Consider the following 24934-nt stretch of genomic DNA (forward strand, 5'->3'; position numbering starts at 1 on the left):
AATCAAGGTGTTGGTTTCAAAGTGCGATATATGAGAATTAAATGAAATTATCGTTTCGGTATCTATTGTTAATTGCCATGAGTTTGGTGTCTTTGATCCCCATTTGTGTTTTAGCGTTTTGGAGCAGTCATAACGCGTTAGACAATGAATACCGCACGGTGCACGACAAACATCTATTACTCGCTAAAAACCTGTCTCAGGCATTGGATCGTTATAGTGTTGATGCCTTATCCATTTTTAATCGCGCCACCGATTCTGTTACCAAGCAGCATATAGCGACTGATTTTATCAAATTGTTTGACGATATTGATGTTGAATCAGTAGGTGAATATGACGCCCAGGGTAACTTGGTGAATGTATTATTTGGCTCGGCGAAGTTACAACCCGTCTCATTAGCCCAAGGCGAAAGTTTTTTTGACTTTTCACAATTATCAGCTGCTAGGTTCACTGACGTGCATAAACTGAGCGGCGGTAACCCAGCGTTGTACATGATCCGTAAAGACCAACAACAACGAATTTGGCTGGCGGTGATGAACCCCGAATTTATTACGTTATTACAGTCAGCGGTTCAATTTGGTCAAAAAGGCCATGCTGCCATAGTTGATCGCCAAGGTAATGTGCTCGCCCACCCAAACAAAGAGTGGCAAGCCAGCAGTAAAAACTTATCAAAAGTTAGCATTGTGCAGCAAATGATGGCAGGCAATACCGGTGTGATGAAGTTCTACTCGCCTGCGGTTAAGCAAGATATGATAGCGGCTTACTCTATCGTGCCGACAACTGGATGGGGAGTGATGGTCCCACAGCCGCTGACAGAATTGTATGCCAGAGTGGAATCTGAAATTAATACCATTATAGGGATCGCAGCACTGACTTTTTTTGCCTGTTTATTGTTGAGTTGGTGGATTACAGGGCTGATTACTCGCCCCATTGCCGCGCTTACTGCTCAAGCATGTGCTTTAGCTGAGCAGCAAACGAAACTTACACCATGGGCTAAACAACGTCTTGAGATCACAGAGTTTGTCGCCTTAGTTGATCGTTTTTATTGTATGTCAACGCAAGTGATAAATAGCCAAGCTGACTTAACCAAACGTGTTCAAGATAAAACGGCAGACTTAGCCAAAGCACAAGCAGAAGCTGTGTATTTAGCTAATCATGATCAAGTGACAGGGTTAGCCAACCGTATGTCGATAAGAAATACCATTCAGCAACGTATTGATGCCAAGCAAGCGTTTTCACTATTATTTATTGACCTAGATGGCTTTAAGCAAGTTAACGATACCTATGGTCATGGTATTGGTGATCGCTTGTTGATGAGCATTGGTCAGCGAGTTTCAAGCCATCTAGAGGTGGGCGATATTTTGGCTCGCTATGGTGGTGATGAGTTTGTTTTACTTTTACGTGATGATAATCAATGCAATACTGTTAACCGTAAGGCAAATGCTGTGCTGCAATTAATCAAACAGCCGTATCAAATAAGCACCTATCTGTTAGGCGTTAGCGCCTGTATTGGTATTGCACAATATGATGGTACTGATGCTGATACTGATAGCATTATTCATCGTGCAGATGTTGCCATGTATCAGGCTAAGCATGCGGGTAAAGATCAGGTGATGCATGCGTGTTAATCAAACGTATAGGGATTAAGATTAAGTAATGACTCGATTCGCTCAACTATCTCACCATACACAATCGAAAAATAACGGTTTTACCCTCATTGAGTTAGTAGTGGTGATTATTATTTTAGGTGTATTGGCTGTGGTGGCGGCGCCTAAATTTATTAGCTTAAAAAGCGATGCCTATGCCAGCTCAATGCAAGGTGTTGCAGCGGCGATTAATAGCGCTAAAACCATGGTGTACTCGGCATGTGTGATCAGTACTAGTTGCGATGAAACTGCGGCTGCCGGAACGGGGAATGGTCTAGGTAACAGTATTACGGTACAAGGCCAATCGATTACACTCGCTTTTGGTTACCCACGTCACACTGATGCAGGTATTGCAAGAATGATTAATATTACCAACGGTGTGGACTTTGAAATAACCACTTATAACACTTCAACCCGTACCGGCTTACGAATTCGTCCTAACGCCGACTATGCTGCAAACAAGTGCGAAATTCGTTATTCGCACCCTTTAGCCGCAGGTGAGCAACCGCTTGTTGAAGTGGATATTGATGAGTGCTAATCCGCCCTTGAGAGTGATTAACATGCCATGGAACACTTCATGGCATTTTTGTTTGTGGTGACCAATGACTTTTAGTCATGCGCAATGGAATAACTTGATTTTTTTGTGATTAAGTAAAAATTGTAGAGGATTTCACTCACAAATATGATATTTTCACTGAAAATCACTCTATGTGCAAAGCGACCTGCGTAATGGATAAAAAAGATCTAAAGCTATTAGAAATATTACAGCGTAATGGCCGGATGGCAGTGTCTGAATTAGCCGATAAGGTTAATATGTCGGACACACCTTGCCTGCGCCGTGTTAAAAAGCTAGAGCATGATAAAGTGATTTTAGGTTACGGTGCTAGGGTTGATCCAGCAAAAGTCGGTTTAAGTGTTGTTGTGTATGCGTCGGTGCGTTTAAGTGAGCATTCGGATGATTCTACAGCATTATTTGAAAGCACCGTGGCGCAACTGCCTGCGGTGACAGAGTGTTCTGTCGTTACCGGTTCGCATGATTATTTACTCAAAATCGTTGCCAAAGATTTGGTGGCTTACGAGCAATTTATCAAAAAGTCATTAGGTAATTTAAAGTACGTGTCTAATATTGAAACCACAGTGGTGCTCAAACAAATCTTTAGCCATAACGTATTGCCGGTCGATGCATCACCCATAGAGTAGTCAGTCGTGGAATATATTGGCTATGCTCAACGAGTTTACATAGCCAATACTTAAATCAATTGTTATCTCATTTCCAGTATGTGCGACTAGCCTTGTTCCATAGACGCAATAAACTTGTTCGACTCTTCAATCGATTTATTCATTTCATTAATTAAGCTCGAGATGTCAGTTTGTAAGCTGGCAAATTCACCTTTAATGGCACCAATTGCTTGGGCATTTAGATTATGCTTTAGGTAAAGCATATTATCTTTCATGGCGGTTAAAATGGGTGGCATTTTAGCTTCTGCACGGCGCATGCTTCTGACTAACGATGAGTAAGCTCGTTTGGTTTCGTTCAGTTTATTTGTGCTATTACGACGTAAGCTGGCTTTGCTAATTTCGGTGATTTCATCTTGCCACTCTTCAAATAATGCGTCGGCAACATCTTCTACTTTATCAATACGGCTGGTGACTTCATCTGCTGCAGCTTGGGCTGACTCATATTCGTCTTTAGCTTTGTTATAAGCATCTTCTAAATCGCCACCATCAAATGCAAGCAGTGCTTGCATTTCTTCTAGGGCTGAACTGAATTGTTCTTGGGCTTCTTCTTGTGACTCTTTGGCGTTTTGAACTCGATCGACCATAATGTCGCGTTTGTGATAACCGACTTTTTCCATGGCACCGTAATAGGCGCTTTGACAACCGCTCAACAGTAAACTGCTACTTAATAGTGCCAGTGATATCCATTTTTTCATCAATGTGTCTCTTTTTATTGTTTGAGGCGATAGCAATCTAAGTGAGATTTGCCATCAGATTATTTAACTGCCTGATTTAAATCTTGCAGCGTCGATAATGCTCCATAAATGGAACAAGCCACCAATAATGGCCGGGATAATTAAGAAATAGAGGGCATAGCATGTGACAGTAATACAGAAAAACAGCAATGCCGCTAAAATACGCCCTTGTAAAAGTTGACCTAGGCCAGGAAAAAATAAATTTGCTACTGCTGCGAGGACATTACCCGCCGAACCTTGTTGAGACATCAATTTGCTCCATTCTTTTAGCGCTAATATGTTATAACATTGTACGAAGTTAGTGGCTTAATACAAATGTTATCTCCACTAACGGACTATGAAATAAGGATTATTATGCCCAAGAAGTTTGATTTCAGACCATTTGTCGAGTTTTTTACTGGTATTGGCCAGTTTTTATTGCACCTTAAGCAACGCCTTGCCGAAGACCAAATTAATATTCGAGCAGGCCATTTAGCCTATGTGACCTTGTTATCGCTTGTGCCAATGGTGGCGGTGACCATGTCGATGTTATCGGCGTTTCCGGTGTTTAAAGGCATTAGAGGTAAGATTGAAGGGTTTATTTATAACAACTTTATTCCTGCAGCCGGTGATACGGTGCAAGTGTATATTAATGAGTTTGTTGCTAACGCATCTAAGGGCACGTTTGTCGGTATTATCGCACTCGTATTTGTGGCGATTATGTTGATATCGGCCATCGATAAAGCATTGAATAATATTTGGCGAATTACCGAAAAACGCTCATATGTGGTGTCATTCTCAATGTACTGGATGGTGCTCACCCTTGGCCCGGTATTGATTGGTGCAAGCTTGGTGGCGACGTCTTATGTGGTGTCGTTAGAAGTGGTCACAGGTAGTGAGTTGTCTGGCATTGTGCCTTGGGTTGTTGAGCGTATACCGCTGATGTTTTCGGTGGCCTCTATATTGTTGTTATACATGGTGGTGCCCAACAAAAAAGTCCATTTTTTACATGCGTTACTCGGGGCTGTTGTTGCTGCGGTATTGTTTGAGGCTGGCAAAAAAGGCTTTGCTTTTTATGTGACGCAATTTCCTAGTTATGAAGCCATTTATGGCGCGTTAGCGGTGATCCCGATTTTATTTGTGTGGGTGTATTTGTCGTGGATGATCGTGTTGTTAGGGGCTGAGATTACTGCCGCATTGCCAGAATATTTTGAAAAATTGGCGGTGATTGCTGAAGAGATGAAAGCCGAGATCTTCACCGAAGGTGAAGCCTCAAGCCCAGCAAATAAAGCCCCAAAGATGAATGTGCATGATCCTGTCGTGACGCCATCGCAGTCACATGCTAAACCTGCGAGCGATTCATCAATCGAAAAGTCTTAATTGATTGTTATATAATATTAATAGGTTGTTATGATTGCATTAATTCAACGCGTCAAGCGTGCTTCTGTCACGGTTGAGGGCGAAGTCGTCGGAAAAATTGATCAAGGCTTACTCGTGTTATTGGGTGTCGAACGTGAAGACAATGCCGAAAAATTAGCTAAACTAGCTACCAAGGTAATGAACTACCGCGTGTTTAGCGATGATAATGGCAAAATGAACCTCAATCTGTCGCAAGTGGGCGGTAAGTTATTAGTCGTGTCGCAATTTACCTTAGCAGCGGATACCGCAAAAGGCTTAAGACCGAGCTTTTCGTGTGCTGCAACGCCTGAACAAGCTAAGCAATTGTATCTCGACTTTGTGGCTTATTGCCGTCAACAAGGCATTGACACTGAAACGGGGCAGTTTGCTGCAGACATGCAAGTTGAGCTAATTAACGATGGCCCTGTGACTTTTAATTTGCAGGTGTAATACATAGCGATAAGGAGTCGTAATGTCACAAGACAATGTAATGCCAATCGGTAGTGGTTTTAGCGAGCTGTTATCTCAATTACAAAATACATGGCATAGCACGATTCCCTTGAGCCAGTTTATGCAGGTTAAACCACTCAGTTTTAGTGGTACCGAACTACAGGTCACCGCGCCTTTGGCGCCTAATATTAACCTGCATAACACTATGTTTGCCGGGAGTATTTATACTTTGATGACCCTGACTGGCTGGGGGATGCTGTGGTTACAGCAACAAAGATTAACGTTACAAGGTGACATTGTCATTGCTGACGCGAGCGTAAAATACATCAAGCCCATTACTGCAGAGCCCATCGCTAAAGTGATTTGGCCTAACACTGATATCTCTGGTTTAGCCGAGGGTGTACGCGCGCAGGTCATGTTAGACGTTGGGCTGTATTGCAACGATTTACTGTGTGCGGCGTTTACTGGTCACTATGTCTCTATTCCTAAAATACAATCAAATTAAACCTTTCTATAAAATCGAACTTAATCACTAAATTATTCCGCTATTTTTCTTTTTTATCGTTAAATATACTGGCGTTATTGGTCGAGCATGTAGAGACCTCACTGAATAAACATTACCAGACAGGTGGAATTACCAATGAAAAAAGTACTAATGTTAAAATCGAGCATTTTAGGCGAATACTCACAATCCTCATCACTGGTTGATTATGCTAATCGTCAGTGGAGCGAACAAGGCGTTGAAGTGACTGTGCGGGATATTGGCAGCAACCCAGTGCCAATGCTAGATGGTGAAATAGCATCAGGTTTGCGTGGTGGCGACAATTTATCTGAACGTCAACAAGCTGCGTTGGCATTGTCGGACGAATTAATCGCTGAAATAAAAGCGCACGACACCATTGTGATTGCTGCACCAATGTATAACTTTAGCATTCCGACGACCTTAAAAAGCTGGATTGACTTTATTGCTCGTGCGGGGGTGACATTTACCTACACCGATACTGGGCCTATGGGATTAATTGAAGGTAAGCGTGCCATTATTGTCACCACACGTGGTGGTGCTCACAAAGGTGGCTCTACAGATCATGTTGTGCCATATTTAACCACCGTTTTGGGTTTTATTGGTATTACTCAGGTTGAAACTGTATACGCTGAAGCGCTGAATATGGGCCCTGACGCAGCCGAGGCGGGTATCGGACTAGCTAAACAGGCAATCGATGCGATTACCTTGTAAGTGTAACAATATTGACTGACGTATAACGCTCATACCTAACTGGTTTGGGCGTTTTTATTTTTTGCGTTCCAGCATTCTTTTATTTGTTCTATATGCTTTACTGATCCAAGCTATTCTCTTCAACGTACCAACATTTTAGTTTAGTCAAATCAACCTTGGTATTAACACAATGCCGATCCAGTATTGAGCCAATGCAGTCGAGTCAATTCAACTATACTTTATTGTTGAGTATCGCAGCGACAAGACACAATAAGGCGTTAACCTATGCAGTTAAATAAAGTGGTTATTGCGTCGGTTTTAATTTGTATGTGTTTAGGAGTGATCCCTATACTTATGGTGTTAAGCCAATGGTATCAAGACGATCAATCTTATGGTATCAATATTAACGACAGTCAAAGTGTTCGCTTTACATGGCAAGATGTCGAACAGCAAACACATCAGTTTCCTGCGTCCGCGGGGCAATATACTTACTTATTTTTGGGATTTTTATCGTGCTCTGAAATATGCCCGATACGTGTCCAACAAATGATTCAATTGGAGCAACACATACAGCAGGACGCTTTGATTACAGGAGCTGAGGTGCAATTTATGTTTGTGACGATTGACCCCCATAATGACACCCTAGCAGTGCGTAAAAGCCTAATCGATGATCGATCGCCTCGCTTTGTGAGTGCATCATTATCTGATGATGAGTTACAGCGCCTCGATCGGCAATTATCTGAAAATATCAATCAAGAACTCAGCAGTTTTAACCATGTTGGTAAATTGTTTTTAGTGTCCCCGGATGGACAACTTGCGCGTATATATTCGGCTCAACAGCTTTCAACACCCAAGATGCTGCATGAGCTTAAGCACATTATTTCATCTGAAATGTAGGCCTGTTTATGAATGAGAATCAAACCACAACACTGTTAAAAAAGCATGATTCGTATATTTACCAAATATTAATGCTGCAAGGGCCACTGTTAGTTATGAGTGGCTTTTGGGGCGCGCAAATGCTGACCTTTAGCACTATCGCTGCCATTGCGGTTTTAGTGTTAGTGCAGTTAAGTTACAGCTTGTTGAAAGGTACAGAGTTATTTGCCATTGTGGGTGCGGTAATCATGATGACCGTATCTGCATTGTTGATTCAAAGCCAGATGGGCATGATTGAAATGCACTTCCATATTTTTGCTTCAATGGGCGTGTTTTTGATTTATTTGCGTTGGCAACCATTAATGGCTGCGCTACTTACAGTTGCTGCGCATCATATTGTTTTAACATATATTCAGTTGCAAGGCGTCAGCTTGTTTGGCACTCAGGTAATGATTTTTGCGGGTGAATGTAACTGGATGATCATGTTGATCCATGCGCTATTTGCTGCTGCAGAAACCTTCATACTTATTCGGATCAGTTTATTTATGCGTACTGATGCAGTGGCAAATCAGCGTATAGCTGGAGCCATTGAAACTATATCCGCCAATAAAGACTTGTCTGTTCGTTTACCGTCGGCTGATACGCCTGCAGAAATGTCGTTTAATGTCATGCTTGAGGAGTTGTCTCAGCTGTTTCACGACTACCGTGATATTGCCGCTAAAATGGCTAATACCTCAGATAACTTAATGGGCTTAAGTGACAAAGCCCAGCATTCTGTTGAGCAGCAAACGCATCAGGCTCATGTGATTGCCGATACCACACAAACAGTCATTGAGCAGTTTCAGCAAATGGCTCACGACAGTCAGTTATCTGCAGAGCAAGCTAAGGACGCGGCGAGCTCTAGTGTGAGCGACCGTCAAAGTGCGCTGAGTATCATGAAAGACATGCAGCTGCTTGAAACCAATACCACAGAGGTGACCGAGTCGTTAACCGAACTGACCAAAGATGTCGGCGCAATCACCTCATTGCTACAAGCTATTCGCAGTATTTCAGAGCAAACCAATTTGTTAGCACTCAATGCTGCAATTGAAGCGGCACGAGCAGGTGAAAGTGGTCGCGGGTTTGCGGTTGTTGCTGATGAGGTCAGGGCACTTGCGCAACGGACTAGCCATTCAACCGATGAGATTGAGAAGGTGCTAAGCCGATTAAATACTAGCATGCTAAAAACGGTCGACTCGATGGACCAAGGTAAAAAGCGCACTTCTGAAAACGTGCAACACACCAGTAATATAGCCAAGGGTTTAGAGCAGCGCGCAGCGCAAATTGGCCAAGTGTCAACCCTAAGTAATAATGTAGCCAATGGCACACAAGAGCAAGCCGATAAGCTCAATCAGATTGGTGCAGAAATCTTAGAGAATGCCCGAGCAGTCGTCTTGTTATCTGAGCAAGTGCAGAAACTGGCGGTTGGCGCTGTAGAAATGAAGCGTATTACTGAAGATTATCAAGCCAAGGCTTCAGCTTATAACGTGTAGTGAGCTTGGTAGTAAAAAAACAGATGTGAGTATTAACTCACATCTGTTTTGTTATCAGTTTTAAAAATAGGTTTTTAAGTACTTTTTGGCGTAGCTGCGCAGTTTTTTATTGGCTGCGTTGTTCGCCATATCTTCAATGACAGCTTTAAACTTATCATTACCTGAGCTGGCCAGGGCTTTGGCTAGCCAGGCATAGGTATCAATGGCTAAACGGCTGTCGTCAAGCAGACGAGGCTGAGTAAGTTGCTCGCTGAGCTGAGTTAGCATCACCTCACTATATTCACGCTCATGCATGATCCGCTTAGCGGCGATGCGGATTAATATCAGGTCGTTACTGCTTAAGGCATTGCTATACGCATTTAACCGTGGCGGTAAATCGGCATGGGTGGGCGTGTGCAGTATGGGGTTCCAAATGGCGTATTGGCCAATATTGGTGATGCCCTCGTTAGCATATTTACGTAATTTTTTATGGTAATCACCCTCAACGATTTGGGTTAATGTAGCGCGATATTTCTCATTGCCAGAATAGCCTAAACCTTTCGCAAGCCAGGATGAATAATCGATAGCGTGTTTGTCTGTCGCACTGGCTAAACTCCGTTTAAGTGATGCTTCTATTGCATCATATACGGCAATATCTTGCGGCCCTGAAATAATTAAGGTCTCAATGGCTTGTATTTGTTGGGCGTGGTTGTCGCCTTGAAATACAGTTAGGTATTGCGGCTCTTGTACTACGGATTCTTGAGCACTGACTAATGGGGTTAATAACGAGCTTAGTAACCCAACAGCAATCAGTAATCCACTGATTGCCATGCTTATTACATTCTTTATCATGCTATGTCCTTTTATCATGTGAGTGTCGTGTTAATTCCAGCGTTTAAAAATCAGTGAGGTATTGATGCCGCCAAAGGCAAAGTTATTGCTCATGACGTATTGCGTTTCAAGCTGGCGAATATCGCCTTTAATGTAATCAAGCTCGCCGCATTCTGGGTCGACTTCATCAAGGTTTAATGTGGGCGCAAACCAACCTTCATTCATCATTTGGATACTGGTCCATGCTTCGAGTGAGCCACAGGCACCAAGTGTGTGGCCGGTATAGCTTTTGAGTGATGAAATTGGTGTACTGGCACCAAATACTGCATGAGTGGCTGTGGTTTCGGCAATGTCACCACGGTCTGTAGCAGTACCGTGTGCGCTGATGTAGCCAATGTCTTGTGGCGCGAGTTGTGCGTCTTTTAACGCTAAGCGGATAGCGACTTCCATTGTCTCTGCATTGGGCTGGGTGACGTGTTGGCCGTCTGAGTTGGTGCCAAAGCCAATAAGCTCTGCATAGATTGTTGCTCCGCGTGCCTGAGCGTGCTCTAGCTCTTCGAGTATTAACGTACAGGCACCCTCGCCAATAACCAAACCGTCGCGCTGTTTGTCAAACGGTCGTGGGGTTTGCTCTGGGGTGTCATTTGTGGTGCTGGTGGCAAATAAGGTGTCAAATACCACAGCTTCGGTGGGGCACAGTTCTTCACCGCCACCGGCAAGCATAATGGTTTGCATACCGTATTTAATGGCTTCGTAGGCATAACCTATGCCCTGACTGGCTGAGGTGCAAGCACTGCTTGTGGTATGAATTCGGCCTTGTAAACCAAAAAATACCCCTATATTAACCGCGGTGGTGTGGGCCATCATTCTGATATAGCTGGTGGCGGTGAGTCCCGACATTTCGCCAGTTTTGAGCATGTCACCAAAACCCATAATCGGATCAGTACTGCCGGTTGATGAGCCATAGGCCACCCCGACTTGGCCAGAGCTTAGCACTGGGTCATTTAACAGCCCGGCATCTTCTAGTGCCAGCTCGCTTGCGCGAGTTGCCATAAGTGACACGCGCCCCATAGAGCGGATTTTTTTACGCGAGTAATGCGATGGGATTGCAAAATCTTGTACGGGGGCGGCCAGGCGAGTATTTAAGTCTGGGTAACGGTCCCATTCATTCATGCGGACCACACAATTATGCTTGGCTAATAAACTGGCTTTAACCTGTTGCCAGTCGTGGCCCAATGCTGAAACTCCGCCCATTCCTGTAATGACTACGCGCTTCATATCATGCCTCCATTGACCGAGATCACTTGGCGGGTGATATAGGCGGCATCATCAGACAATAAAAAGTTCGCAAGGCCGGCAATTTCATTGGGTTTGCCCATGCGTTTCATGGGGACCATTTGGTTAACTAAATCGGTGGGGAAATCACTCACCATGTCGGTTTCGATTAAGCCTGGGGCAATGCAATTAACGGTAATTTTGCGTTTGGCTAACTCAAGTGACAATGCTTTTGTTGCACCAATAATGCCTGCTTTAGAAGCACTGTAATTGACCTGGCCGCGATTACCGGCAATACCCGAAACCGATGCGAGGGTAATAATCCGCCCGCCCTTACGTGCCTGTACCATTGGCATAATGGTTGGGTGGATCACATTGTAAAAGCCGTCTAAATTGGTGTGGATAACACTGTCCCATTCGTTTTCGGTCATGGCAGGAAAGGCGGTGTCGCGATTGATGCCGGCATTTAAAATCACCCCGTAATATGCACCATGCTCGGCAATATCAGCTTCAATGGCCTGCTTTACTGCAGCGCGGTCGCCAATATCAAATTGTAATAAACTCACATTAACCTCAAGGGCGCTAAGTGTTTGCTGCACTTCGGTCGCGGCACTATGATTGCTGTGAAAATGCAGCGCAATATCAAAGCCGTTTTCGGCTAATTTAATGGCAATGGCTTTGCCTATTCCCCGGCTTGAGCCGGTAATTAATACTCTGTTAGTCACAAGTCTCTCCATGATGTGCTGTTTTATTATTATGGGTTGCTAGGTTTATTAGTTGCTGGGGCCTGTTTAGTTATCGTTGATATACGCCTGGGTGTCTTGTGGTTGAAACACATTAACGTTTGCTGACGCGACTATTTGGCCTTGGTGAAATATTTGGCAATCAAACACCGCTAAACCGGATGGTTCTTGATAAAGGCGGCTTACCTTGGTGTGATAGGTTTGCCCAAGCACAAAGTGGTGTATGTGCATGTGTAATTTACGGCTGCCTAATAAAAAACCAACGCGTATTTTGTCACTCATTAACTTGGCTTCCACACCCGCTAAGGCGGCAATGCTCTGTGCCATATATTCGATGCCGACATAATTAGGCACGCCCTTGATAATACTGTCAAAGTAAGCGCTTGATTCACTAATGTGGATAGCCGTAAGCAAGGTGTCGGGTTGGTGCTCTAGAAGGTTATCAATCAAAATCATGGGCGCACGATGTGGCACAAATTCGCTGATATCTTGAGCGAGTAAAGTTGCGTCAGCTATTGGGAACGACATGGCTTTAGGCATCCTTTTTACAAAAAATAACGCTGGCGTTGCTGCCACCAAAGGCAAATGAATTACTCATAATGTAGCTGAGTGAGCTGGCTGGCTGTGAAACGTTGGCGCCCACTAAGGGAATGCTTGGATCATTATGGTCTGCATGTCCATCCCATATATGCGGCGGTAACTGTGCAAGCTGATTGTGTTGGCTAAGCAACAAGTAACAAAATGCCGCTTCAATGGCGCCAGCAGCGCCCAATGTGTGGCCTGTTAGGGGTTTGGTCGAGCTACACGCTGGCAGTGTTTGGCCAAAAACAGCTGTGATAGCGCGCGACTCCATGGCATCGTTTTTTGGGGTGGCAGTACCGTGTAAATTAACATAATCAATTTGCGCCGGCTGAATATTCGCGGCAGTTAAAGCTGCTTGCATGGCGGCAATCGCGCCTAAGCCCTCAGGGTGCGGCGCTGAAATATGATGGGCGTCGGCAGATTCACCAACGCCGGCGAGCATGACGTCGCTTTGGCCTAGGGTTAAAGTAAATAGTGCAGCGCCTTCACCAATATTAATGCCGTCGCGATGTAGACTAAATGGATTGCAACGCGCTTTAGCAACGGATTCAAGCGAGTGAAACCCATTCACGGTAAGTTGGCATAAGCTGTCTACACCACCCACAATGACCATGTCACAGAGGTTTGCTTGCAGTAACCGTTGCGCACTGGCAAACACTTTGGCACTGGATGAGCACGCGGTTGATACTGTATAACAAGGGCCGCAAAGTTCAAATAACTGCTTGAGGTAGTCGCTAGTGCTGCCCAGTTCTTGCTGTGAATAATGATAACTTGGTGGAAAATGCCCATGCTCGAGTTGGTATGCTAATGCGGCTTCACCTTTTGCAATTCCAGAGGTACTGGTGCCTAACACGACGCCTATTCGGTCTGCGCCATACTGGGCTTTAGCTTGGTTCACTGCCTGTGCGATTTGCATTGCTGCGGTATGGAGTAACTGATTATTTCGACAAGCAAACAACTGTAAATGCGCGGGAATATCAAGCAGGCTGTCATCGTTTACGCTACCCACAATGGTTGGGCCGCTAAACAACAAATCATCACGGTATTGCATGGCGCTGGTGTCGCCATTCACTAAGCGCTGCAGTACGGTTTCAGGCTTGTTGCCTAATGGCGTGCAAAGTCCGATATGGGTGATTGCGATTCGGTTATTCATATTCTGTGCTCAGTCTGTGTCATTGGTTACTCGAGTGGCGTGATGTGCAACAAAATGTCGGCTGACTTTATCGTGACGCTAATCTTTGCTTGCCACGGGTTGAGCTCACTATAGTTAATACTGATTTGTTCGCCATTGGCATCGATTAACTGTTTACATAAGGCATTTTCGCATGGAGTAACCCGTAGTTGAGCACCAGTGAGGTGCTGATTTATTTGCTCCGTTGGCCAGTAGATAAGCTGCATAATGGCCATTAAATACTCGGCATTAAAGGTGTCGCCTAACAAGCGGCTTTGCTCACTTTGTAAGGTGTGGCCATCGTACACCAGAGTAAATAATGCCTGCCCTAATGGCGCGAGCCCCACTAAGGTCATGCGCTGTGTGGTGAGCTCTAATTGAGTCAGTAACTCGTGGTCATCTTGGCCGTGGCGCATAGTGATCATTTGGCTCAGGCTGATCTCATTATGGGTATGCAGCGCATTGATTGTTGGGGCAAGGCAATACTGAGCCTGACTACTGATTGCCATACAACTTTGCCGTGTCAATTGGTGACTACAGCTGGCCAATGTGCCCAGCAAAAACAGTACGCCAATCACCTTGATAACATGAGCACCCTTAAGCAACGTCTAACTCCCTGCATAGTTCAACAATGGTATTGAGGCGACGCTCAGACTCTTTCACAAAAGGATTGTGGGTGTCCCATGCGTAGCCTGCCAAAATAGAGCAAATCATTTGCTTAATATTATTGCTCGCTTGCTGATAAAAAATCACATCTTGAAAACGGCCGTCATACCAAGCTTGAACATAGGTTCTAAAGGTATTAACCCCCAGCATTAACGGCTGGGCGTAGTCGGCTTGCCAATCGACGACTTCGCCTTTGAGTTGTTTATTAAGACTTGCACACGCCATGGCTGCCGACTGCATAGCAATTGTGACACCAGATGAAAATACCGGATCAAGAAACTCACCCGCGTTACCCAACAAAGCAAACTTGTTGGTGGCAAGCGTGGTGACATTGGCCGAATACCCCTGTAGCGTTTGGCAAGGTTGAACGACTTTGGCATGAGCAAGTAAACGCTTTAAATCTGGCTCCTGGGCAATAATGTCCAGCAGTTGTTGCTCTAGGCTACCAGTTAAATGCGCTAATAAATGCGGCTCGCCGACCACCCCAATAGAGCAGCGGTTATTGCTAAACGGGATGAGCCAATACCAAATGTCTTTATGTTCTGGGTGAACGCTAATTAAAATTTTATTGCGGTCAAACTCACTGTCACAGATGTTGTCTTCAATATGGGTAAAAATGGCACTGCGTGACGGTAAGCTTGATGGCCGCTCAAGGTTTAATAATCGGGGTAATACCCGACCAAAGCCACTGGCATCGACAATAAACTTGGCATTGATTTGATAGGGCTGGCCTTGCTCGTTAGTCACTTGTAACGTCGGTTCGGCACTGATATCGACAGAATCAACCTGATGACCAAAACGAATGTCGACGCCTTGACTGATGGCCGTATCGGCTAGCAATTTATCAAATTGGCCACGCTGAACTTGAAACGTGGTGCCCGGACCTGGGGTAAATTTATCGGTAAAGTCGAACGTGGTGTAACGGCCTTGGTGACGGAATGCGGCGCCATTTTTAAACTGAAACCCAGCCTGATTAACCGCATCTAACATGCCGGCTTGCTCAATAAATTGCATGCAACATGGCAATAAACTTTCGCCAATAGAAAAGCGCGGGAACTGCTGTTTTTCAACGACCACAACCTTATGACCTTGCTGACGCAATAGGCTGGCGGCAATCGCGCCAGACGGGCCGGCACCAATAATGGCTACATCAACGTCCATGTGGCTAACTATGCTTGTTTGACTGCTTAACATTTACAGTGACTTCCTTGTAAAAAATGAGATAAATGGCGCTAATACAAAAGCAAAGCTAATGCCAATTAAAAGCGTCAGGCCGAAAAAGTGAATCGCATGGGTTTGGCTCAGTGCAAGCAAACCAAAAGCTAATAAGGTTGAACAGGCCGACATAAAGATGGCCATCATTACCCCATTACTGGTGTGTTTGGCCTCGGCAAAAAATAAGCTGTAATCAATGCCAATACCCAGCACTAAAATGAAGGCCAAAGCATGAAACAAGCTAATGCTCGAGCCAACTAAACCTAAACAAGCCAGCGTGAGTAACACCGCAAGCGCTGGTACGGCAACAATGGCAAGTGCCAGTTTAATGCCATATTTAACGCTAAAGGCAATGCTGGCAAGGGCAAATACCCACATTAACAGTTGAAAGGTTAGCTGGCGATATTGGCCCATTAGTGTGGATATGTCGCCTACTTTATCTATCACTGTTACTTGCCCCATAGGCCAATCTTGGTGTGAGAGTCGCTGGGTTAACGACGGCAGAGAATGAATGCCGCCCAGTAACACAATGGCGCCATACAGTGGTGTGCTGTCATCGCTTGCAACATCGCCCAACCACAAGGCTGTTAAGTCATCATTGGCGTGCTTAAGCACTGTTTGAGGTGTCAGCCATGTTGTCGAAGCTTGGCTTAACTCGGCCAGTAAACTTGGCTTTATGCTGTCATCTAGGCCCATTTGCTCAATGATTTCAGCTAAGTGTTGTTGATAAAGCTGTTGCTGTAGTTGGTAGTGATGTTGCTGGCGCGTCATGCTGGGGATAAAACGACTAAGGCTAACCGCTTGGGCGATTTCATTGTTTGCGATAGCGGCATCTAATACGGGTGTTAGCTGCTCAAGCGTGTGCAGTAAGTCTTGCTCATTAGCGCTACTGACTAAAATAAATTGATTATCTGTGCCGCCGCTGAGTAATTGTCTTAGCTGGTTTTCTTCGCTGGTTATCGCCTCAGGGCTTTGCTGCAACTGCCTAATATCATCGTTAGAGGTGATTTGCGATAACCCCAAAAGCAGCATCACGAGCACAGCAACCGGCAGTAGCATCAGTGCGACTTTTTTGGCTGCGTGAGAGGGAGAAAATAAGCGATGTAGCCAGCGTAAATAAGCCTGGGCAACCCCCAACCCTCTAGTGTGTGTTAACGGGTGATTACCCAAAAGCGGGAACACCAACAGCAAAGTGAGATACGCACCGATTAACCCCGCCGCGCAAAATACCGCAACTTGTTGCATCCCCGGGAAAGGCGTAAAACCAATGGCGATAAATGCACTGGCGCTAGTAGCTAGTGCAAGTGTTAACGCCGGAAAAATACGTTTGATGGTGTCACTGGCATTGTCTGTCGGGTGGGCTTGTTTTTCGCAATAAAAATGAAAGCTGTAATCGATGGCCACACCAATTAAACTGGTGCCAAACACCAGAGTCAGTAAATGCAGTTCACCAAATAGACTTAGGGTGGCGACAAAAGCAAATACCACTCCAGTGGTTAAGGTGAGGGTTGCTGCCACCAAGGGCATAACAGAGTGAAACGCCAACCACACCAGCAATACAATGCCTAGCATTGAGATTACACCGATTTTACTGATTTCTTGTTTAGCCGACTCGGTTGCAGCAATAGCATGAAACAGTGCCCCAGCCTTAAGAAACTGGATTTGTGGGTGCTGTTGGTTTACCTGGCTAAACGCGGTTTGTAGTGCAAGCATTTGCTGTTGCTGTGCAGTAGGGCTAAACGCACTGTCGCGGCCTTTTGCCATGACGATAGCAGCCACACCATGGTCTGTGTCGGTGAGTAAAACCCCCTGCTTGCGACGAAGTTTGCTATTAGGCGATAGTGCCAACAAGTTTGCAGGAAATAACAACAGCGGGTCGCTCGCGAGCAGTTGGCTGTTAGCAAAACCAAAGGCGCTATATAACTGGTTTTGTGCCGCATTCAATAGTTTATGCCAGTTATCTGTTTCTAGCGCGCGTGCTTGTTTCTGAGTCAGTAAACTAAAGCGATGTTCAAAATACACTTTGGCTAACTGTGTTATTTGGTTGTCGGCGCCACTTCTAATGGCGCTAAATGGCTGTAGTGGCTGGTGTTGTAATGATGCCATGAATTGCTGAGCGGCATCGACGGCCTGATTGTCGTTCTCTGCCAATAGGGCGATATACACCTGGTTTGCAAGCCGTTGCTCAACGGTATTTAATGCGGTTTCGGTGAGTTTATCTTGTTGTAAATGTGGCAGCATGGCCAGAATGTCAGTTTGGATCCGCGCGCCTTGTTGCCATTGCCACACGCCGCCAATTAACATGGCCAGCAGCAATATAAGCCACAGTGCAAAGCGGCTTGTAGTTGAGGTCAATACATTAAGCGGGCCGCGGGGCATTACTGGGCTAGCTCATGGTTAAGGCTAAATAATGCCAGTTCGCGGTCACTCAACGGGCCTTGTTCTGTGTCGGTAAATTGTATGTAGGTGTAGTCGCTAATATTGGCTTGCTGCTGGGTCATCACTAATGTGCGAATGTGTGTGTCACCACTGAGGGTGATGTTACCCATAGCGGCATGCACTTGTGGGTCTTTTGCCTGTAAGCCGAGTTGCCACAGCGGGCCAGTTTTTTCTGTTGGCATAAATAAGGCAAAGTCAGTGCTGAGTGCGTTTATATCGCCGGCCATGATGGCTTGCAGTAAACGCGGTAGTTGCTGTGCGATGGGGTTGTTGCTAGCTGCGGCGCTAAGTTGCTGCACTTTTCCCTGACTGTTTTGCTGAATTAACTGCTGATCTTTAAGCACCATTAAGCTGTTAAAAGGCTTATGTTGTTGCCAAACCAACCCCTGTGAAGGACTGAAAATAAACCGCCCCTGGCTTTGTAACGGTTTTTTGAGTACCGCCAGATGACGTTGCTGTATGAATTGTCCGCGAGTATCGGCCTGTAAATGTAATTGCTGCGCTAATGCCTCAAGCGCTGACGAGCTAGCCGGTTGTTGGTACAAGCTGTTAATTTGTGCCCATTGAGTCTCTGTCAGTTGCGCCGTATTAGGTTGAGCATCGCCTGACATCGATGTCGTGTTTGCGCTCACCAAGGCGGTGTGTGTACTCAAGTACAGCACAACACTGACTAATATGAGTTGTAGCCCCTTTATTGCTTGCATTAGCTTTGGCTCTTATCTAATAACGGGCGAATTTTTTGCTGAAACACTTCTGGCGTCACAAAGCATAACTCCTGAGTGGCAATCTCTACCGCGGCTTGAATGGTATAGCCTTTGGTAATGCGCGCATTGGTTTGGGCATCGACAATTTGGTAGTTAATTCGCAAACGGTTTTCCCATTCAACAATGGCTGCTATTACTTTGACTTTTTGATCAAAGGTGCTGCTTTTAACATATTTAATTTGCACATCGACAATCGGCCAGGCATAGCCTGATTCCAGCATGGTGCGATAGTTATAGCCGAGTTTATCGAGCAGCAGGCAGCGCACGACTTCAAAGTAGCGCAGGTAATTACCGTGCCAAGTAATGCCCATTGAATCGACATCGTGAAACGGGATCACCATTTCCATTTCGGTGAGTAGTAACCCTTTCATTTAACACACCTCCCATTGACCGAGCTGAATTTTTTCAACGGTTTGACGTAGTACAGATTCTAAAGGACGGTCTTCGGTGAGCAGCTCACAATCTTGGCTTACCTGCTCAAGGGTTTTAGCCAGCGATGGGGTTAATGACTGTGGGTCTAACTCTTGTTGTATCACCCGCAGTTGGATCCCCTGGCTCATGGCTAACAAGGCTGCTGCTGCGACTTGTTCAGTCAGTTGTAGCACACGCATGCAATCGCGCGCGGCAATGGTGCCCATGCTGACTTTGTCTTGGTTATGACACTCAGTTGAGCGTGAAAACACACTGGCAGGCATGGTGTTTTTTAAGGCTTCTGCGGTCCAGGCCGACACACCAATTTGTACCGCTTTAAAGCCGTGGTTAATGGCGCGTCGCTCGCCAGTGGCAGCAGATAAATTAGCCGGCAAACCATTATTAAATTTGGGGTCCATTACCAGTGCCATTTGGCGATCGATTAAGTCGGCTATATTGGCCACAGCATTTTTCATTGCATCCATGGCAAAGGCAATATGCCCACCATAAAAGTGGCCACCGTGCAGTATGTGTTCGCCTTCGCCATCAACAATCGGGTTATCGTTGGCGCTGTTGAGCTCGGTTTCAATAAACTGGCGCATAAACGGCAGTGCATCTTGCAACACCCCAATAATATGCGGCGCACAGCGAATGGAGTAACGGTCTTGTAGGCGGTCTGAGTTACGCGGGTGGGTGTGGTGGTTTAAGTCTTCGCGGATCCAGCTGGCAATTTGGTTTTGCCCCGGGTGAGGTTTGGCGGCAAACAAAATATCGTCAAAATGGTTGGAGTTACCTTTAAGGGTTAACGATGCCATTGCGGTGATTCGACTGGCTAAACGGCTTAGGTATTGCGATCTGTCATAGGCTAAACACGCAAGCGCGGTCATCACGGCTGTGCCGTTCATTAATGCCAGGCCTTCTTTAGGGCGCAACCTCAGGGGTACTATGCCAAGTTGTAAATATACATCTTTAGTGGCTTGGCGTTTACCTTGATACATCACTTCGCGCTCGCCCACTAACACCGCGGCAAGGTAAGACAGAGGGGTCAAATCGCCACTGGCACCAACCGAGCCTTCTTGGGGAATGATAGGTGTGATGTTGTTGTTTAATAGCCATTCAATACGTTGCAAGAGTTGATAGCTCACGCCAGATTTACCCACTGCCAATGAGTTTAGGCGGCAGGCCATAATGGCGCGTGACTCCATTGGACTAAAAATATCACCTAGGCCACAACCATGAAAACGGGTTAAATGCAGCGGTAACTCGTGGACTAAATCTAGGCTGACATTGACGGTGCATGAGTCACCATAGCCTGTGGTCACGCCATACACTACGCCTTCTTCGTGCAATAAACTGTCAATAAAGCGAGCGCCTTTTTGAATATATTCAACGTAGTCAGCGGTGTCTTTCAGTTTAACTTGGGCGCCTTTGGCTACCGCAACCACTTGCTCTAGGCTGAGGTGCTGTTGACCAAAATGCACGATGTTATCAAAAGCGTCTGCTGAAGATGTGTGGCTCATGAGATTATCTGTCCTGACTGGGTAATGGGGCTGCGCGCGATTGTGAGGGCGGGTGATTACGGGTAACCAGCTCGTCCTTGCGCCAAAAATCGAAAAAGTTAAACCATTGCATTGGCGCGAGTTGCGCAAAATGGGCTAAACGTTGACTATATTGAGTCATTGCATCGGTTAAGCGTGCTGTTCTGCCGGCTCGAGGGCCTTTAAGTGTGTCACTTAAGTGCTCAACATAGACTTGATAACGGCCATGTTGGCGAATACAAAATAGGGTATACACTGGGCAATCTAATAAACTGGCCAAAATAAATGGCCCTTGCGGAAATGCCGCATCTTGGCCTAAAAAAGGTAAATAGGTCACACGTCCTTGGCTGCTTGATGATGTGCGGTCTGCTGCAATGACTACAATTTCACCTTGCTCAACTTTTTGTTGCAACAACATGGCGGTGCTAGGGTCTAGCTCATTGACGTGGATTAAATTCAGGCTGCTTTGTGGATTAAGTTGCTGCAGGACTTTATTAAAGTTCTCAGCGTGTTGGGTCAGCACCATCACATTCACCTTGACCTTTTGCTGGTGGCTAGATATCGCGCGGCACAGTTCCATATTGCCCAAATGTGACACAATCAATACTGCACCGCGCCCAGTGGCCACTTGATTTGCCAAAATATGCCGGTCGTTAAAGTCGACTTGGGCGAGGTTAATTCTGTCGCACCAGGCATCTATTCTGTCCAGTGCCGCATTGCCAAAAGCAAAGAAGTGTTTAAGGCTGTCGCGCCAACTTACTGGGCGGTTTAGTTGTGGATGGTTAGGTTGTTGCTGTTGTACTCGGTGTAAAAAGGCTAATGAGGCATCACGGGCGGTTTTTCCGGTGAGAAAGAAATAACAAATCACCGGATACATGACTGCACGGCATAACCAATGCCCACCAAGGCGATAGCATTGGGCTAAAAATTTAATCCCCCAAAAGCTGCCGCGCTCACTCATGGCAGACCAATGCTGGGTGGTTTGCAATGATTGATCGCTCTGATTTTGCTTAGTGATAATGCGTGGCAAGCGGCCAAGCATGCCAAAAAATAATTTAGTGTGCATCCAACTAATGCGCACATTATCTTTTACGCCCTGAAAGTGGCTGATGCCATCCTCGGGATAAATCACGTTGGTTGGCACATGCACGACTGGTGTACCTTGCCAGTGCAGTTTCACCATGACTTCAATATCAAAATCCATGCGCTCGCCTAATGCCTGCTGGCTAAACAATTGTTCAGTCGCGGCAAGTGGATACACCCTAAAGCCACACATCGAATCTTGAATGTCAAAACTAAGGGTTTCTACCCACACCCAAAAATGGGTGATGTAACGGCCATACAGTCGACCTTTGGGCACCGACTCATCGTATTGAGGTTGGCCTGATATCAAGGCATTAGGCTGTTGCTCGCTGGCGGATATCATTAAGGGGATGTCGGCTAAATTATGTTGGCCGTCGGCATCAACTTGCAAGGCATGGCTAAAACCGTCACGGTAAGCCTGGCGCAAGCCGCTCATTACTGCCGCCCCTTTGCCGCGATTATAAGGATGTTGAATTAACGTCACCCAGCTAAATTTATCAGCCAATGCTTGCAGTACGTAACGTGTTTGCTCGTCACTGCCGTCGTCGACCAAATAGCAGGGCAATTGGTACTTGGCCAAATCGGTTAAGGTTTTTTCTATCGCGATATGGTGGTTGTAATTAGGGATCACTAACGCCAATGTCATGAGGCACGCTCGGTATTCATTGCGCCATTAAGCACTATGCGTCCAGACGCAAAGCGTTTGTCACCATCACGATAGCTGAATGTTAATTTTGACTTTTGTGGTTGATGTTCAATGACTAAATCAACATAGGTATTGGGCAAAATGAGCTGCTGAAATTTAAGCACTTCAAGCGTGGCGACATTGGCATTATAACCAAAGGCGTCGCAGCCTAGCTTTACCGCCCAATCCAGTTGCGTGACACCTGGTAGTACGGCTTGCTCAGGAAAGTGGCCATCAAAAAAAGCCAACTCGCCACTAATGAACAAGCGCCAATGGCATTGATCACCCTCGGCGTGTTGATGAATAATGTTTGGTAATACGGATTTAATCATGAATAAATAAAGCTGCTATATCTGCTGAAGTACGTTTGCCCTGGCTGTTAAGCGGCAAGGCTTTTGGGTAGCGCCAACGTTTAGGCAAGGTGATACGTTCGAACTGGCTCAGTAAGTGATTTTTGAGGGCAGTATTAATCGCTAACTTACCTTCGTCTTTGAGGGTTTGTCTGCCAAGTTCATTTAAGCATACGGCCGCGCCTAGCATAGTGCGTGGTTGCTCTAATACCGCGACGGCAGCTTCGCTGACAAAGGGGTGAGTTTGTAACAAGTGCTCTAGCTGTGCCAGTGATAAGCGTTTTTCTTCTATTTTAACGATACGATCTAAGCGGTGCAGTAAACGAAATTGGCCATTTTCAAGCAACTCGATTTTATCATCACACTTTATCCAGGTGTCTGGATTGTCTAAGTAAACCGACTGTAACATTAATGCACCATCGTGCGGATCTGCATTGACGTTTACCCGCTCAAACGGCTGCCAAGTTTGTTGAGGCAGATACTGGCGACGATAGGCGATACCGCCAGTTTCGGTACTGCCAAACACTTCAATGGGCAATTGCTTAAAGCATTGTTTTACCGCCTGTGCTGACTCAAAACTTAATGGCCCACCTGAGCTGAAAATTAAACTTGGGATCCGCTGCTGTGCTTGGTTGTCTAGGGCATCGGGCAATCGAGTTAATTGAGCTGGGCTGCTAATTAAACATAGGTTGGGCATGATGGCCAGGTAATAGCTTAGGGTTTCAGGAAAGTCGATTTGCTCGCTTAAAAAAGCCCGACTTGCTGCTAACGGCCATAAAATTTTAAACAACAATCCATAAATATGTTGGTGCGATACCGTTGAGACCACTGAGCAATGCGGCAAATGTTGGGCAAAGGTGTGCTCTAAAACACTGACTTCGGCATCCAGCTGAGCAAGGGTTTTGCTAATGGCTTTAGGCTGACCACTACTGCCAGAGGTAAATAAAATCAGCTCACCTAAGGTCGTGGCTTGTGGCCAAGTTGCCGCAGGAAGGCTGAGCTCTTTTTTGAGTGCAACAAACTCGCCTGCTTCACATAATGGTTTGTCGGCGATAATGGCGTCGAACTCGTGGTTTAGCTCGCTTAACGTGCCGCGCTGAGTGTTAGCAGGTAATATCACTTGTTTACCTGCGAGCAGTGCTGCGCACAAGCCTGCAGCAAATAAATCACTCTTTTGCGCGGCCAGTAACCAACGTTTAGCATCGCTTTGGCTAAGCTGTTTGTGCAGGTGAGTGACGTGGGCGCAAAATAGCGAGCCCGTCATAATGTCATGATGGTCAAAGCTAATCAGCTGTTGGGCTGCTGGCCCGTTGGTTAACCAGTTAAGCAAAAGTTTAGTCATGTTTTTTCAGCCAAAACCTGCGATAAATCCATTCACCACTGAGTAGCATGCCGATTAATACATAAGCTATCAGTCCGTTGTAAAGCGTCCACATTTCGATTGTGGTGGCTATTGCAGTGTAGGCTGCCATGGCAGCATTTACGACAAATAGCCCGCACCATAATTTGGTTACGGTGCGCAAATAGTCAATTGCAGAGCCTGGTAAGTCAGGCTCTTGTATACGAGCTAGCCGCTCAATCATGCTTGGACCACGCATTAACGAATAGCTGAATAAGCTCAATAGACTGAGGTTAATGACGAGCGGGTAATACAGTAGCCAGTCATTACGTTTAGCAATAAAACTTGCCCCAGTTAAGGCTATCCCTACCACAAGCGGTAATACCATTGCCCGCACTTGTTGCTTGGTCACTATCATACGAGTAAGCAGTAACACACACAGCAATAAAGCGATGTAACCGGGCGGTAAATACTGTAATCCAAAATACACGGCTAACGGGTACGCAACAATCACTAACGTGGTAATGATCTGCAAGAGTAAGCGCATTAGCTTTGCATGAGTCCTTCCACAGCGTTAACCACGTCATTGACGGTTCGCACGGTTTTGAATTCTTCTGGTTGAATTTTTTTGCCGGTGAGTTGTTGCAATTTAATCACTAAATCTACGGCATCAATGCTGTCTAAATCTAATTCTTCATACAATGATGCATCTAAGCTAATGTCTGCTGGGTCTATTTCAAACTCATCCACTAAAATGGTGCTGAGCATGGCAAGAATTTGATCACGATTTTGCATGCTG

27 protein-coding genes are annotated in these 24934 nt (G+C 45.7%); 9 read left to right on the plus strand and 18 right to left on the minus strand.

Features of this window, described 5'->3' with window-relative positions; translation table 11 throughout:
* Positions 1 to 41 precede the first annotated feature (41 nt).
* The 3 genes from PQR79_RS17735 (at position 42) to PQR79_RS17745 (ending at position 2843) form a co-directional block, all read left to right on the plus strand.
* Entirely contained in the window at positions 42 to 1625 is a 1584-nt protein-coding gene (locus PQR79_RS17735; RefSeq protein WP_238104623.1) for a sensor domain-containing diguanylate cyclase, read from the plus strand.
* Between the two features lie 28 nt (positions 1626 to 1653).
* Complete coding sequence (locus PQR79_RS17740) at positions 1654 to 2181, plus strand: prepilin-type N-terminal cleavage/methylation domain-containing protein (protein ID WP_274408587.1); 528 nt, start codon at positions 1654 to 1656, stop codon at positions 2179 to 2181.
* 191 nt (positions 2182 to 2372) lie between these two features.
* The gene (locus PQR79_RS17745) at positions 2373 to 2843 is read left to right on the plus strand and encodes an Lrp/AsnC family transcriptional regulator (RefSeq protein ID WP_238104621.1); all 471 of its coding nucleotides are present in this window, start codon (positions 2373 to 2375) and stop codon (positions 2841 to 2843) included.
* An 86-nt stretch (positions 2844 to 2929) separates the two neighbouring features.
* Here PQR79_RS17745 and PQR79_RS17750 read toward each other — a convergent pair whose 3' ends face one another.
* Both PQR79_RS17750 and PQR79_RS17755 read right to left on the minus strand, forming a co-directional pair.
* Positions 2930 to 3577, minus strand: a complete 648-nt coding sequence (locus PQR79_RS17750) for a DUF2959 domain-containing protein (RefSeq protein ID WP_238104619.1) — start codon at positions 3575 to 3577, stop codon at positions 2930 to 2932.
* Positions 3578 to 3640: 63 nt separating this feature from the next.
* A complete protein-coding gene (locus PQR79_RS17755; protein ID WP_188735793.1) occupies positions 3641 to 3865 on the minus strand; it encodes a hypothetical protein in 225 nt (74 codons plus the stop codon).
* A 105-nt stretch (positions 3866 to 3970) separates the two neighbouring features.
* On the opposite strand from PQR79_RS17755, the gene PQR79_RS17760 reads away from it, so the two are divergent.
* The 6 genes from PQR79_RS17760 (at position 3971) to PQR79_RS17785 (ending at position 9064) form a co-directional block, all read left to right on the plus strand.
* Positions 3971 to 4975: a virulence factor BrkB family protein gene (locus PQR79_RS17760; protein WP_238104617.1), complete on the plus strand. Its 1005-nt coding sequence runs from the start codon at positions 3971 to 3973 to the stop codon at positions 4973 to 4975.
* A 30-nt stretch (positions 4976 to 5005) separates the two neighbouring features.
* Positions 5006 to 5443: a D-aminoacyl-tRNA deacylase gene (gene dtd, locus PQR79_RS17765; RefSeq protein ID WP_238104615.1), complete on the plus strand. Its 438-nt coding sequence runs from the start codon at positions 5006 to 5008 to the stop codon at positions 5441 to 5443.
* 22 nt (positions 5444 to 5465) lie between these two features.
* Positions 5466 to 5948, plus strand: a complete 483-nt coding sequence (locus PQR79_RS17770) for a thioesterase domain-containing protein (RefSeq protein WP_238104613.1) — start codon at positions 5466 to 5468, stop codon at positions 5946 to 5948.
* Positions 5949 to 6083: 135 nt separating this feature from the next.
* Positions 6084 to 6677, plus strand: a complete 594-nt coding sequence (locus PQR79_RS17775; RefSeq protein ID WP_238104611.1) for an FMN-dependent NADH-azoreductase — start codon at positions 6084 to 6086, stop codon at positions 6675 to 6677.
* Between the two features lie 264 nt (positions 6678 to 6941).
* Positions 6942 to 7553 carry an SCO family protein gene (locus PQR79_RS17780; protein WP_238104608.1) on the plus strand — a complete coding sequence of 204 codons (612 nt, stop codon included), beginning with the start codon at positions 6942 to 6944 and terminating at the stop codon, positions 7551 to 7553.
* 8 nt (positions 7554 to 7561) lie between these two features.
* The gene (locus PQR79_RS17785; RefSeq protein WP_238104606.1) at positions 7562 to 9064 is read left to right on the plus strand and encodes a methyl-accepting chemotaxis protein; all 1503 of its coding nucleotides are present in this window, start codon (positions 7562 to 7564) and stop codon (positions 9062 to 9064) included.
* Positions 9065 to 9124: 60 nt separating this feature from the next.
* On the opposite strand, the gene PQR79_RS17790 is transcribed toward PQR79_RS17785, so the two are convergent.
* From PQR79_RS17790 to PQR79_RS17865, 16 genes are all read right to left on the minus strand, one after another.
* A complete protein-coding gene (locus tag PQR79_RS17790) occupies positions 9125 to 9895 on the minus strand; it encodes a hypothetical protein (protein WP_238104605.1) in 771 nt (256 codons plus the stop codon).
* 30 nt (positions 9896 to 9925) lie between these two features.
* Positions 9926 to 11152, minus strand: a complete 1227-nt coding sequence (locus tag PQR79_RS17795; protein ID WP_238104603.1) for a beta-ketoacyl-ACP synthase — start codon at positions 11150 to 11152, stop codon at positions 9926 to 9928.
* Positions 11149 to 11874: a 3-ketoacyl-ACP reductase FabG2 gene (locus PQR79_RS17800; RefSeq protein WP_238104601.1), complete on the minus strand. Its 726-nt coding sequence runs from the start codon at positions 11872 to 11874 to the stop codon at positions 11149 to 11151. Before PQR79_RS17800 ends, PQR79_RS17795 begins: the two co-directional genes overlap by 4 nt.
* A 66-nt stretch (positions 11875 to 11940) precedes the next feature.
* The gene (locus PQR79_RS17805; protein ID WP_238104599.1) at positions 11941 to 12420 is read right to left on the minus strand and encodes a hotdog family protein; all 480 of its coding nucleotides are present in this window, start codon (positions 12418 to 12420) and stop codon (positions 11941 to 11943) included.
* Positions 12421 to 12424: 4 nt separating this feature from the next.
* Positions 12425 to 13627, minus strand: a complete 1203-nt coding sequence (locus PQR79_RS17810; RefSeq protein ID WP_238104597.1) for a beta-ketoacyl-[acyl-carrier-protein] synthase family protein — start codon at positions 13625 to 13627, stop codon at positions 12425 to 12427.
* Between the two features lie 26 nt (positions 13628 to 13653).
* Positions 13654 to 14154: a DUF3261 domain-containing protein gene (locus PQR79_RS17815; protein WP_238104595.1), complete on the minus strand. Its 501-nt coding sequence runs from the start codon at positions 14152 to 14154 to the stop codon at positions 13654 to 13656.
* A gap of 88 nt (positions 14155 to 14242) precedes the next feature.
* Entirely contained in the window at positions 14243 to 15505 is a 1263-nt protein-coding gene (locus tag PQR79_RS17820) for an NAD(P)/FAD-dependent oxidoreductase (protein ID WP_238104593.1), read from the minus strand.
* A complete protein-coding gene (locus tag PQR79_RS17825) occupies positions 15506 to 17905 on the minus strand; it encodes an MMPL family transporter (protein WP_238104591.1) in 2400 nt (799 codons plus the stop codon). It abuts the gene before it with no gap.
* The gene (locus PQR79_RS17830; protein WP_238104589.1) at positions 17905 to 18669 is read right to left on the minus strand and encodes an outer membrane lipoprotein carrier protein LolA; all 765 of its coding nucleotides are present in this window, start codon (positions 18667 to 18669) and stop codon (positions 17905 to 17907) included. The genes PQR79_RS17825 and PQR79_RS17830 overlap by 1 nt, the downstream gene beginning before the upstream one ends.
* Positions 18669 to 19100 (minus strand): acyl-CoA thioesterase, encoded by a 432-nt coding sequence (locus tag PQR79_RS17835; protein WP_238104588.1) that lies wholly within the window; start codon positions 19098 to 19100, stop codon positions 18669 to 18671. Before PQR79_RS17835 ends, PQR79_RS17830 begins: the two co-directional genes overlap by 1 nt.
* Positions 19101 to 20660, minus strand: coding sequence for an HAL/PAL/TAL family ammonia-lyase (locus PQR79_RS17840; RefSeq protein ID WP_238104585.1), 1560 nt, complete (start codon positions 20658 to 20660; stop codon positions 19101 to 19103).
* 4 nt (positions 20661 to 20664) lie between these two features.
* Positions 20665 to 22407 (minus strand): glycosyltransferase family 2 protein, encoded by a 1743-nt coding sequence (locus PQR79_RS17845; protein ID WP_238104583.1) that lies wholly within the window; start codon positions 22405 to 22407, stop codon positions 20665 to 20667.
* Positions 22404 to 22778 carry an ApeI family dehydratase gene (locus PQR79_RS17850; protein ID WP_238104580.1) on the minus strand — a complete coding sequence of 125 codons (375 nt, stop codon included), beginning with the start codon at positions 22776 to 22778 and terminating at the stop codon, positions 22404 to 22406. The genes PQR79_RS17845 and PQR79_RS17850 overlap by 4 nt, the downstream gene beginning before the upstream one ends.
* Positions 22771 to 24138: an AMP-binding protein gene (locus PQR79_RS17855; protein ID WP_238104578.1), complete on the minus strand. Its 1368-nt coding sequence runs from the start codon at positions 24136 to 24138 to the stop codon at positions 22771 to 22773. The genes PQR79_RS17850 and PQR79_RS17855 overlap by 8 nt, the downstream gene beginning before the upstream one ends.
* Entirely contained in the window at positions 24131 to 24682 is a 552-nt protein-coding gene (locus PQR79_RS17860; RefSeq protein WP_238104577.1) for a COG4648 family protein, read from the minus strand. Before PQR79_RS17860 ends, PQR79_RS17855 begins: the two co-directional genes overlap by 8 nt.
* Complete coding sequence (locus PQR79_RS17865; protein ID WP_188925514.1) at positions 24682 to 24930, minus strand: acyl carrier protein; 249 nt, start codon at positions 24928 to 24930, stop codon at positions 24682 to 24684. Before PQR79_RS17865 ends, PQR79_RS17860 begins: the two co-directional genes overlap by 1 nt.
* Positions 24931 to 24934 lie beyond the last annotated feature (4 nt).

The sequence above is a fragment of the Shewanella metallivivens genome (genome assembly GCF_028750675.1).
Classification (GTDB): domain Bacteria; phylum Pseudomonadota; class Gammaproteobacteria; order Enterobacterales; family Shewanellaceae; genus Shewanella; species Shewanella metallivivens.

Coding starts and splice junctions, on each gene's coding strand:
- PQR79_RS17735 (WP_238104623.1), top strand. CDS start 42: ATGAAATTATCGTTTCGGTATCTATTGTTAATTGCCATGAGTTTGGTG.
- PQR79_RS17740 (WP_274408587.1), top strand. CDS start 1,654: ATGACTCGATTCGCTCAACTATCTCACCATACACAATCGAAAAATAAC.
- PQR79_RS17745 (WP_238104621.1), top strand. CDS start 2,373: ATGGATAAAAAAGATCTAAAGCTATTAGAAATATTACAGCGTAATGGC.
- PQR79_RS17750 (WP_238104619.1), bottom strand. CDS start 3,577: ATGAAAAAATGGATATCACTGGCACTATTAAGTAGCAGTTTACTGTTG.
- PQR79_RS17755 (WP_188735793.1), bottom strand. CDS start 3,865: ATGTCTCAACAAGGTTCGGCGGGTAATGTCCTCGCAGCAGTAGCAAAT.
- PQR79_RS17760 (WP_238104617.1), top strand. CDS start 3,971: ATGCCCAAGAAGTTTGATTTCAGACCATTTGTCGAGTTTTTTACTGGT.
- dtd (WP_238104615.1), top strand. CDS start 5,006: ATGATTGCATTAATTCAACGCGTCAAGCGTGCTTCTGTCACGGTTGAG.
- PQR79_RS17770 (WP_238104613.1), top strand. CDS start 5,466: ATGTCACAAGACAATGTAATGCCAATCGGTAGTGGTTTTAGCGAGCTG.
- PQR79_RS17775 (WP_238104611.1), top strand. CDS start 6,084: ATGAAAAAAGTACTAATGTTAAAATCGAGCATTTTAGGCGAATACTCA.
- PQR79_RS17780 (WP_238104608.1), top strand. CDS start 6,942: ATGCAGTTAAATAAAGTGGTTATTGCGTCGGTTTTAATTTGTATGTGT.
- PQR79_RS17785 (WP_238104606.1), top strand. CDS start 7,562: ATGAATGAGAATCAAACCACAACACTGTTAAAAAAGCATGATTCGTAT.
- PQR79_RS17790 (WP_238104605.1), bottom strand. CDS start 9,895: ATGATAAAGAATGTAATAAGCATGGCAATCAGTGGATTACTGATTGCT.
- PQR79_RS17795 (WP_238104603.1), bottom strand. CDS start 11,152: ATGAAGCGCGTAGTCATTACAGGAATGGGCGGAGTTTCAGCATTGGGC.
- PQR79_RS17805 (WP_238104599.1), bottom strand. CDS start 12,420: ATGTCGTTCCCAATAGCTGACGCAACTTTACTCGCTCAAGATATCAGC.
- PQR79_RS17810 (WP_238104597.1), bottom strand. CDS start 13,627: ATGAATAACCGAATCGCAATCACCCATATCGGACTTTGCACGCCATTA.
- PQR79_RS17815 (WP_238104595.1), bottom strand. CDS start 14,154: ATGGCAATCAGTAGTCAGGCTCAGTATTGCCTTGCCCCAACAATCAAT.
- PQR79_RS17820 (WP_238104593.1), bottom strand. CDS start 15,505: ATGTTAAGCAGTCAAACAAGCATAGTTAGCCACATGGACGTTGATGTA.
- PQR79_RS17825 (WP_238104591.1), bottom strand. CDS start 17,905: ATGCCCCGCGGCCCGCTTAATGTATTGACCTCAACTACAAGCCGCTTT.
- PQR79_RS17830 (WP_238104589.1), bottom strand. CDS start 18,669: ATGCAAGCAATAAAGGGGCTACAACTCATATTAGTCAGTGTTGTGCTG.
- PQR79_RS17835 (WP_238104588.1), bottom strand. CDS start 19,100: ATGAAAGGGTTACTACTCACCGAAATGGAAATGGTGATCCCGTTTCAC.
- PQR79_RS17840 (WP_238104585.1), bottom strand. CDS start 20,660: ATGAGCCACACATCTTCAGCAGACGCTTTTGATAACATCGTGCATTTT.
- PQR79_RS17845 (WP_238104583.1), bottom strand. CDS start 22,407: ATGACATTGGCGTTAGTGATCCCTAATTACAACCACCATATCGCGATA.
- PQR79_RS17850 (WP_238104580.1), bottom strand. CDS start 22,778: ATGATTAAATCCGTATTACCAAACATTATTCATCAACACGCCGAGGGT.
- PQR79_RS17855 (WP_238104578.1), bottom strand. CDS start 24,138: ATGACTAAACTTTTGCTTAACTGGTTAACCAACGGGCCAGCAGCCCAA.
- PQR79_RS17860 (WP_238104577.1), bottom strand. CDS start 24,682: ATGCGCTTACTCTTGCAGATCATTACCACGTTAGTGATTGTTGCGTAC.
- PQR79_RS17865 (WP_188925514.1), bottom strand. CDS start 24,930: ATGCAAAATCGTGATCAAATTCTTGCCATGCTCAGCACCATTTTAGTG.